The sequence below is a fragment of the Nocardioides humi genome, from assembly GCF_006494775.1.
Taxonomy (GTDB): domain Bacteria; phylum Actinomycetota; class Actinomycetes; order Propionibacteriales; family Nocardioidaceae; genus Nocardioides; species Nocardioides humi.
Genome location: NZ_CP041146.1, coordinates 1,428,840 through 1,438,364, shown reverse-complemented (window position 1 = coordinate 1,438,364; position 9,525 = coordinate 1,428,840). Strand labels below are relative to the sequence as shown.

Sequence of the window (9,525 nt, the reverse complement as noted above, 5' to 3'; positions counted from 1 at the left end):
CATGATTCGCGAGTCCGTTGCGGCACCGGTGCTGGTCACCGGTGCCGCTTCGGGCATCGGGTGGGCGGTCGCCCGGCAGCTGGGCGCCGGCGGGACGCCGCTGGCGCTGCTCGACCGCGACGAGGCCGGGCTGCGCGCGGTCGCGGCCGAGCTGACCGGCTCCGTGCTGGAGGTCGTCGCGGACGTCGCCGACGCGGTCGCCGTACGCGATGGCTTCGGGCGGGCGGCCGAGACCCTCGGACCGCTGGGCGGGGTGGTCTCCGCCGCGGGCGTCCTGGTCCCGGGCGGGCTGGCGGAGGTCACCGAGGCCGACTGGCAGCGGCACCTCGCCGTCAACGCCGGCGGGGCGCTGCACTGCCTCCAGGGCGCCGCCCGCCACGTGCGCGACGGCGGCTCGGTCGTCGTGGTCAGTTCCAACGCGGCCCGGGTGCCGCGGACCGGGATGATCGCGTACGCCGCCTCCAAGGCAGCCGCGTCGGCGGCCACGCGGGCCGCCGGGCTCGAGCTCGCCGCCCGCGGCGTGCGCTGCAATGTGGTCGAGCCGGGCTCGACGGACACCCCCATGCAACGCGACCTGTGGCCGGACCCGGAGGATGGTGCGGCACGCGCTGTCCACGGCGACCCGCAGGCCTTCCGGGTCGGCATCCCGCTGGGCCGGATCGCCTCGCCCGAGGACGTGGCCTCGGTCGTGACCTTCCTGTTGTCGGACGCTGCGCGGCATGTGACGCTGCAACAGATGTTCGTCGACGGAGGAGCCTCGCTGTGAACGATCGAGAGACCGCACCGATCACCCCTGCCGCACTGGCGGCGCGGCCGCTGCTGTTCGCGTCCGGCGAGCAGGCGTACGTCGCCGACCGGGTGCTCCGCACCTGGCAGACGCCCGACGGCGCCGACGTCGCCTGGGCCGACGAGGTCGTCGACGCCCTCGCCGAGGGGGAGCGGGCGCTGGTGGCGCTGTCCTTCGCCTCCGGCGCGCCCGGCATCGCCCACCAGGTCGCCGGCTCCGAGCGCGCGCTCCTGCGCCACGAGCACGACGGAGTCGTCGAGCGCCGGTACGACGTGACCGCGTTCCCCACGCCCGCGGAGTACGCCGCCATGGTGACCGCCGCGCTGGAGCGGATCGCCGAGGGCTCCCTGCACAAGGTCGTCCTGGGCCGCTGCCTCGACGTGGTGAGCACCCCGCCGCTGGTGCCCGCCGAGATCATCGACCGGCTGCTGACCACCCGGCCCGGGCGCTACGTGTTCAGCGTCCCGCTGGTGCCGGCCGCCGGCGACGGCAGCCTGCCGGGGGAGGGCGCGATCCTCGTCGGCGCCAGTCCCGAGCTGCTGGTCCGGCGCGAGGGCCGGTCCATCGCGTGCACCCCGCTCGCCGGCTCGGTGCCCCGCTCGGACGACCCGGCCGAGGACGCCCGCCGGGCGGAGGGCCTGCAGGCCTCGGCGAAGGACCTCGCCGAGCACGCCTTCGTGGTCGAGGCGATCGTGCACGCCCTGAAGGACGTCTGCGTCGAGATCGAGTACCCCGCGACGCCGGAGCTGCTCTCGACCGACACCGTGTGGCACCTCGCCACCCCGATCCACGCCCGGCTGGCGCCCGGGGTCGACGGCCCGAGCGCGCTGCGCCTGGCCCAGCTGCTGCACCCCACCCCGGCCGTGGGCGGCGTGCCCACCGCCGCGGCCAATGCGGTCATCGCCGACCTCGAGGGCGACCTGCGCGACTGGTTCGCCGGGTGCGTCGGCTGGGTCGACGGCGACGGCGACGGCGAGTTCGCCATCACCATCCGCGCCGCCGTGATGGACGGCGACCGGCTGCGGCTGTTCGCCGGCGCCGGCATCGTCGCCGGCTCCGACCCCCTCCTCGAGGTGCGCGAGACCGGCGCCAAGCTCGCCACGATGGCGCGCGTCACCGGCTTCACCCCGCCGCCCGACACCACCGAGCCACCGGGGTGAGCCGCGCGTCCGCGCGGTCACCGCTCGCTCCTGTGGCTGCCCATCCCGAGGAATTCGCTGCGCGCTACCGCGCAGCCGGCTACTGGATCGACGAGACCTTCGCGGACTTCGTCGCCGACCGGACCACCCGGTTCGCGGACCGTACGGCGGTCGTCGGCGTCGACGCCCACGGCACGCCCGTGCGCTGGACGTACGCCGAGCTGGCGGCCGCCGCCGACGCGGCCGCCGCCCGGCTGGCGGGCGCGGGCGTCGTACCGGGTGACCGGGTGGTGCTCGCCCTGCCCAATGTCGTGGAGTTCGTGGCCGTCGTCCTCGGCTGCTTCCGGGCCGGGATCCTGCCCGTCTTCGCGCAGCCCGGGCACCGCGAGACCGAGCTGAGCCAGTTCTGCGCGATCGCCGACGCCGCGGCGATCGTGGTCTCCGGCGACACCGACGGCCACGACCACCGCGCGCTGGTGGACCGGGTGGCCGAGCGGCTGCGGGCGCAGGGGGTCGAGCCGCCGGCGCTGGTCGACGTCCAACAATGGCCCCGACCCGGCTCATCCGAACCCCGAATTCACGCCGACCCGGCGCATCCTGACCTGGGGACGGGTCGGGTCGGCGTCCTCCGGAGGTCAGGATGCGCCGGGTCGACGTCTTCTGAAGGTCTGTTTGCGCCGGGTCGGGCGGAGGAGGTGGCGTTCCTCCAGCTGTCAGGGGGGACGACGGGGGTGGCGAAGCTGATCCCGCGGACCCATGCCGACTACCTGTACTCGGTGCGGGCCTCGGCGGAGATCTGCGGGCTCGGCGAGGAGACCGTGCTGCTCGTCGTGCTCCCGGCGGCGCACAATTTCGCGATGAGCTCGCCCGGCATCCTCGGCGTCCTGCACGTCGGCGGCACCGTGGTGCTGGCCCGGGATCCCAGTCCGCGCACGGCGTTCCGGCTGGTGGCCGAGGAGCGGGTGACCTGGACCTCGCTCGTCCCGCCGCTGGCGCAGGCGTGGATCTCGTCGGCCCGCCGTCGTACGCCGGACCTGTCCTCGCTGGAGGTGATCCAGGTCGGCGGCGCCCGGCTCTCCGACGCCGTCGCCGCCGAGATCGGGCCGGTGCTCGGCGCCCGGGTGCAGCAGGTGTTCGGGATGGCCGAGGGCCTGGTCAACTACACCCGGCTCGACGACCCCGACGAGCTGGTGCTCACCACGCAGGGCCGCCCGATCAGCCCCGACGACGAGATCCGGATCGTCGACCCGGCCGACCCCGACGAGGCCGAGGTGCCCGACGGGGAGGAGGGCGCGTTGCAGACCCGCGGGCCGTACACGATCCGCGGCTACTACGCCCCCGGCGGCGCCGACGACCCGGTGAACCGCGACGCGTTCACCGCCGACGGGTTCTACCGCACCGGCGACCTGGTCCGCCGACTGCCGAGCGGGCACCTCGTCGTCACCGGACGCGCCAAGGACCAGATCAACCGCGGCGGCGAGAAGGTCGCCACCGAGGAGATCGAGGGCCCGCTGCTCGCGCGCCCCGACGTCCTCGACGCGGTCGTCGTCGGGCTGCCCGACCCCTACCTCGGCGAGCGGATCTGCGTCGTCGTCCGCCCCGAGGCCGGCGTCCGGTCCGGGCCGGATCTCGGCGCCGAGCTCACCGAGCACCTGCGGGCCAGCGGCCTGGCCACCTACAAGCTCCCCGACCAGTTCGAGTTCCTCGACCAGTTCCCGGTCACCCACGTCGGCAAGAACAGCCGGCGCGACCTGCGCCGGCTGCTCGCCGCCCGTCTGTCCGATGAGTAGTCCCAAGGTCTCGCGCGCTGCGCGGCGCCCAGAGCGCACGCTGGCGGCGTTGCCGACGCTCACCAGACGACCCGGTATGCCCTCGCGCCGAGGTCTGAACGAAGTGGCCTTTGCCAGCGCGCGCCCTGAGCACCACTCGCTGCACGATCCCTTGGACCTACCCATCGAGGAGCCCTGATGCCCCTGCCGCCGTCGATCGACTACGCCGGTCCCGACCTGTCCGCCCTGCCCGTCAGCCGGGCCGGATGGACGCTGCGGGCCGAGCGGGCCGCGGTCCTGGTCCACGACCTGCAGCGGTACTTCACCCGGCCCTACGCGCCCGACTGCGCCGCCCTGCACCAGGCGGTACGCCGCACCGCGGAGATCCTGGGCGCCGCGCGCGCCGCCGGCGTACCCGTCTTCTACACCGCGCAGCGCGGCGACCAGGACCAGACCGCGCGGGCCTGCAGCGGGACCTGTGGGGCCCCGGGATGCGCGCGGTGCCCGAGCACACCGACATCCTCGACGCCGTCGCGCCCGAGGCGGGGGAGCGGGTGCTGGTGAAGCACCGCTACAGCGCCTTCGCGCGCAGCGAGCTCGCCGAGGAGCTGGCCGCGGCCGGTCGCGACCAGCTGGTGATCACCGGCGTCTACGCCCACATCGGCGTCACCGCCACCGCGCTGGAGGCCTTCCAGCGCGAGGTGCACCCGTTCGTCGTGGCCGACGCCGTCGCCGACTTCGGGCCCGAGGAGCATGCGCTCGCGCTGCGCCAGATCGCCAGCTGTTGCGGGGTGGTCGCCACGGCCGACAGCGTCGTCGCGGCCCTCACGCCGGCGGCGCCGGCCGCCGCCGGTGCCGGCGCTGGGCTCGACGCCGTGCTGCGCGACGAGCTCGCCGTCCACCTGGACGCCGACCTGGTCGCGACCGCGTTCGCGGACCCGGAGACCGACCTGTTCTCTCTTGGCCTGGACTCGCTGCGCGCCTTCGAGGTGCTCGACGTGCTCGCCGAGTCCGGCGTCGACGTCGACTTCGGCGAGTTCACCCGCCGGCCCACGATCTCCTTCCTCCGTGAGCGCGCGCTCGTCGTCGGTGTCTGACCTTCCGCTCACCAGCGCGCAGCTGGGCCTGTTCTTCGCCCACGAGCTCGCGCCGGACAACCCCTGCTACACCACCGCCGAGGTCGTCGAGCTCGCCGGCCCGGTCGACGCCGACGTGCTCCGCGAGGCGCACCGGCGGGCGTACGCCGAGCACGAGCAGGTCCGCGTCGAGCTGGCCGTGGCCCCGGACGGGCCGCGGCAGCGCGTCACGGAGTTGATTGAAGGGCAGGTGCCGGAGGTGGCGCTGCCCGTGGTCGACGTCGCCGGCGAGCAGGCCGCCGAGGCGTGGCTGCGCGACGACCTCGCCGTCCCGATGCGCCTGACCGGGGGCGATCCGCTGGTGCGGTCGGCGCTGCTCCGGCTCCCGGACGGCCGCTGCTGGTGGTACCACGCGGCGCACCACCTGGTCGCCGACGGGTACGCCGCGCAGCAGCTGCTCCGCCGCATCGCCGAGCACCACGACGCGATCGTGGAGCAGCGCGCACCCCGTGCCGAGCCGGGCGCCGTTCTCGCGGACGTGGTCGCCGAGGACGCCGCCCGCGACGACACCGCCGCCACGTCGGCCTGGCAGGAGCGGCTGGCCGGCATGACGGGCGTCGTCGCGCTCGCCGGGCGGACGTCGTCCCCGGCAGCCCGCGCCCGACGCGCGGTGGTCCCGCTCGACGAGGAGGCCCAGACCGCGCTGGTGCAGGGCGCCCGCCGGCTCGGCGTCGGCTGGACCGACCTGGTGACCGCCGCGGTGGGCGCCTACCTGGCCCGGATGGCCGGCCGCGACGCCACCCGGATCGGGCTGCCGCTGATGAACCGGGCCGTCCCCGGCGTCGGCCAGCTGGCTGCGGCCCGCACCGTGTGCACCGCGACGAACGTGCTGCCCCTGACCATCCCCGGCCGCGGCACCGTCGCGGACGTCCTGGCCGCCGTGGCGGCCGGCCAGCGCGAGGTGCGCGAGCACCCGTTCGTCCGGCAGGAGGCGCTCCAGCGGATGCTGGCCCGTGAGCATCCGGGCGCTCAGCTGTTCGGCGCTCAGCTCAACCTGATCCCGTTCGACCTCGAGATCTCGCTGGGCGAGGTCGCGGGTGCGGTCCGCAATCTCACCGCCGGCCCGGTCGAGGACATGACCATCGGGCTGCGCGGCACGCCCGGCCGCGGCCGCGCCGTACGCCTCGAGCTCGACGCCCACCCCGACCTGTACGACGCCGGCGAGCTGGCCGCCCACCTGGCGCGCCTGCGGTCGTGGCTGGTCGCCCTCGCCGGCGCCGAGCCCGACCTCCCGGTCGAGGCGCTGCCGCTCGCGACGCCGGACGAGCTGCGCATGATCGACGGCTTCAACGCCACGGCCCACCCGCACGACGCGGCGACCCTCGCGCAGCGGTTCGTCCGGCAGGCGGAGGCCACCCCGGAGGCGCCGGCCCTGGTGTTCGCCGGCGCGACCCGGACCTACGGCGAGCTGCTCGATCGCAGCCGCCGGATCGCCGGCGGGCTGCGCGAGCGGGGCGTCGGCCCGGGCGATGTCGTCGGCGTCCGCCTGCCCCGCGGGCTCGGGCTCTACGAGACGATCCACGCGGTCCAGCTGCTCGGCGCGGTGTACCTGCCGCTCGACCCGGACCTCCCCGAGGCGCGGCTGGCCGCGATGTGCGAGGACGCCGACGTGGCGCTGGTGGTCACCGACCCCGCCCGCCCCGCGCCGCCCATGACGCGCGCTGGCGGCGTTGCCGACGCTCGACGTGCGCCCAGCATGCCTTCGCGCCGAGGTCTGAACGAAGTGGCCTTTGCCATCACCCGCCCTGGACGACGCGGAACTGGGCAAGCGTTCCCGCTCGAGGAGCTCGCGGCCGCCGAGCCGGTGGCCGACGTCTTCGCCGACCCCGCCGCGCCGGCGTACCTGCTCTTCACCTCCGGCTCGACCGGCCGGCCCAAGGGCGTCCTGGTCGGGCACGCGGCGATCGACAACCGGCTGGCCTGGATGCAGCACTACTTCCGGCTCGCGCCCGGCGAGCGGGTGCTGCACAAGACGCCGATCTCCTTCGACGTCTCGGTGTGGGAGCTGTTCTGGCCGCTGCAGGCCGGAGGCTGCGTCGTGATCGCCGAGCCCGGCGCCCACCGCGATCCGCGGCGACTGGCCGAGCTCGTGGTCGAGGAGCGGGTGACCACGCTGCACTTCGTGCCGTCGATGCTGCGCGCCTTTCTCGCCGACCGGGTCAGCCGCGAGCGGGTGCGCTCCGGCGTAGTCCGCTCCCTGGTGTGCAGCGGCGAGGCGCTGACGCCGGACCTGGTGGCGGGCTGCGTGGAGTGGTTCGGCGTCGCGCCGACCAACCTCTACGGACCCACCGAGGCCGCGGTCGACGTCACCGTCTGGGACTGCTCGCCGGACGACGAGCGAGCGGTGCCGATCGGCCGGCCGGTGTGGAACACCACCTGTCACGTGCTCGATCCGGGCGGCCGGCCGGTGCCGATCGGGGTGGTCGGCGAGCTGTGGCTCGGCGGCGTCCAGCTCGCCGAGGGGTATGTCGGGCGGCCCGATCTGACCGCCGAGCGGTTCGTGGACGTTCCGGGCCTCGGCCGCCTCTACCGCACCGGAGACCTCGCCGCCTGGCGCCCCGACGGCGCGCTGCGCTATCTCGGCCGCACCGACGACCAGGTCAAGGTCCGCGGCCAGCGGATCGAGCTCGGCGAGATCGAGGCCGCCGTCGCCGGGACGGACGGGGCCGACGCGGTGGCGGCCGGGGTCGTGGACGGCCGGCTGGTCGTCTGGTTCGTCCCGGCCCCGGGCGTCGGTGCGGACGAGGTGGTCGGCGGTCTGCGCGCACGGGCCGCCTCGGCGCTGCCCGAGGGCTGGATGCCCAGCCACTACGTGCCCGTCGCCGCGATGCCGCTGGGCACCAGCGGGAAGACCGACCGCGCGCGGCTGGCGGAGCTCGCGCCGCCCGACACCGGCGCCGCGGCCGGCGCCGAGGCGCCGTCGACACTGGTCGAGCAGCAGCTGTGCGCGATCTTCGGCGAGGTGCTCGGCGGCTCGCCGCTCGCCCCCGACGCCGACTTCTTCTCCAGCGGCGGCGACTCGCTCGGCGTACTGCGCCTGCTCGGGCGGGTCGAGGACGACCTCGGCGTCGAGCTCGGCCTGGCCGACGTGTTCGCGGCGCCCACCCCGGCCGGGCTGGCGGCCCTCGTGTCCGGCGGGAGCGCCGGCGGGGAGGCCTGGACGAGGTCCTCACCCTGCGCGCCGCCCGGGACAGCGACCGCGCGCCGCTGTTCCTGCTCCCGCCCGCCGGCGGCCTGGGCTGGTGCTACACGAGCCTGCTCGGCGCCCTGCCGGCCGACCTGCCCGTCCACGCCCTCCAGGCGGCCGGGCTCGCCACCGGCACGCCCACCGCTTTCGACGACCTCGAGGCCCTCGCCCGCCACCAGCTGGCCGCGATCCGGGCCGTGGTCGGCACCGGCCGGTTCCACGTCGCCGGCTGGTCGCTGGGCGGGATGGCCGCGCACGCCGTCGCCGCCCTCGCCCGCGCGGACGACCAGGACGTCGGCGCCGTGCTGCTGCTCGACGCCTATCCCTCCGAGCAGTGGCAGCACCTCGCCGAGCCCACCGAGCAGGAGGCGCTGCGCGGCATCCTGCGGATGGGCGGCGTCGAGGGACTCCTGCCCGACGACGCCGACGGTGCCCCCGTCCTCGACCGCGCCATCGTGGTGGACGTGCTGCGCGCCGGCGGCTCCGCCCTCGCCGCCCTGCCGCCCGACGTCCTCGCCGGCTGCATCGCCGGCGTCGTCAACGCCGCCCGGATCGTGCGCAGCTCCCGGCACCCGATCCTCGACGGCGACGTCGATGTCGTCGTCGCGACCGCCCGCGGGCGGAGATCTGGCTGGAGGCGACCGGCTGGTCGTCGTACACGAAGGGGGAGGTGCGCCGCCACGACGTCGCCGCCACCCACGGCGATCTCGTACGCCGCCCCGCGGTCGACCGGGTGGCCGACGTCCTCGCGGCCCTGCTGGACTGAGGGTGACCGACGTGCTGGCGTCCCGGGCCTAGACTCACCCCACGTGAGCATGGGTAGCGATCGGGCGCGCGAGACGGTGCGTCGCCTGCAGGCCGACATCACCTCGGGCCGGTGGCCGGTCAACGGCAAGATCCCGACCGAGGCCGAGCTGGCCGCGGAGCTGGGCGTCGGCCGCAGCACGGTCCGGGAGGCGGTGCGCAGCCTCGCCCATCTCGGCATGCTCGAGCCGGCGCCGGGACGCGGCACCTTCGTGCGCTCGCTGAACCCGGTGCGCAGCGTGCTGACCGACTTCGCCGCCGAGCACTCCTGGGAGGACCTGCTCATGGTGCGGCGCGCGCTGGAGGTGCAGGCCGCCGAGCTCGCCGCCGAGCTCGCCGACGCCGACGGCGTGGACCGGCTGCGCGCGGCGCACGAGGCGGATCTCGCCGCCAGCGACGGCTCGGAGCGCGGACGCACCCCCGGGCAGTTCCACGCGCTGCTGGTGGACCTGTCGGGCAACCGGCTGCTCTCCGAGCTCTACTCGGGCCTGATGGCCGCGCTGCGCCGGGGGATCGAGAGCGGTGCGCTGCACATCGGGCAGGACGAGCAGGAGCGCCACGACGCGCACGCCGGCCTGCTCGAGGCGATCGCGGCCGGGCGGGTCCGGGAGGCGGGCGAGCTGGCGGGCACCCACGCGTGCCGCGACATCGCCCCCGGGAGCGGCGCGCCGGCCCGGTAGCAACTCAAGATCCGATGAATGTT

General features: G+C 75.6%; 6 protein-coding genes and 2 pseudogenes. All 8 read left to right on the top strand.

Going from position 1 to position 9,525, the window contains the following annotated elements; all coding sequences use genetic code 11:
- Position 1: 1 nt before the first annotated feature.
- The 8 genes and pseudogenes from FIV44_RS07050 to FIV44_RS30305 all read left to right on the top strand — a co-directional run bounded on the left by FIV44_RS07050 (position 2) and on the right by FIV44_RS30305 (position 9,502).
- Positions 2-766, top strand: a complete 765-nt coding sequence (locus FIV44_RS07050) for an SDR family oxidoreductase (protein ID WP_141003826.1) — start codon at positions 2-4, stop codon at positions 764-766.
- Positions 763-1,947, top strand: a complete 1,185-nt coding sequence (locus tag FIV44_RS07045; RefSeq protein ID WP_141003825.1) for an isochorismate synthase — start codon at positions 763-765, stop codon at positions 1,945-1,947. The genes FIV44_RS07050 and FIV44_RS07045 overlap by 4 nt, the downstream gene beginning before the upstream one ends.
- A 32-nt stretch (positions 1,948-1,979) precedes the next feature.
- A complete protein-coding gene (locus tag FIV44_RS07040; RefSeq protein WP_246086853.1) occupies positions 1,980-3,716 on the top strand; it encodes a (2,3-dihydroxybenzoyl)adenylate synthase in 1,737 nt (578 codons plus the stop codon).
- Between the two features lie 177 nt (positions 3,717-3,893).
- Complete coding sequence (locus FIV44_RS31920) at positions 3,894-4,259, top strand: isochorismatase family protein (protein ID WP_246086852.1); 366 nt, start codon at positions 3,894-3,896, stop codon at positions 4,257-4,259.
- Positions 4,196-4,792: an isochorismatase family protein gene (locus FIV44_RS33530; RefSeq protein ID WP_425465157.1), complete on the top strand. Its 597-nt coding sequence runs from the start codon at positions 4,196-4,198 to the stop codon at positions 4,790-4,792. The genes FIV44_RS31920 and FIV44_RS33530 overlap by 64 nt, the downstream gene beginning before the upstream one ends.
- Positions 4,764-7,949 (top strand): annotated as a pseudogene (locus FIV44_RS07030) (amino acid adenylation domain-containing protein); the annotation flags it as partial. The gene FIV44_RS33530 and the pseudogene FIV44_RS07030, both read left to right, overlap by 29 nt.
- Before the next feature lie 38 nt (positions 7,950-7,987).
- Positions 7,988-8,377 (top strand): annotated as a pseudogene (locus FIV44_RS33920) (alpha/beta fold hydrolase); the annotation flags it as partial.
- Between the two features lie 456 nt (positions 8,378-8,833).
- Positions 8,834-9,502, top strand: a complete 669-nt coding sequence (locus FIV44_RS30305) for a FadR/GntR family transcriptional regulator (protein ID WP_246086999.1) — start codon at positions 8,834-8,836, stop codon at positions 9,500-9,502.
- Positions 9,503-9,525: the final 23 nt, after the last annotated feature.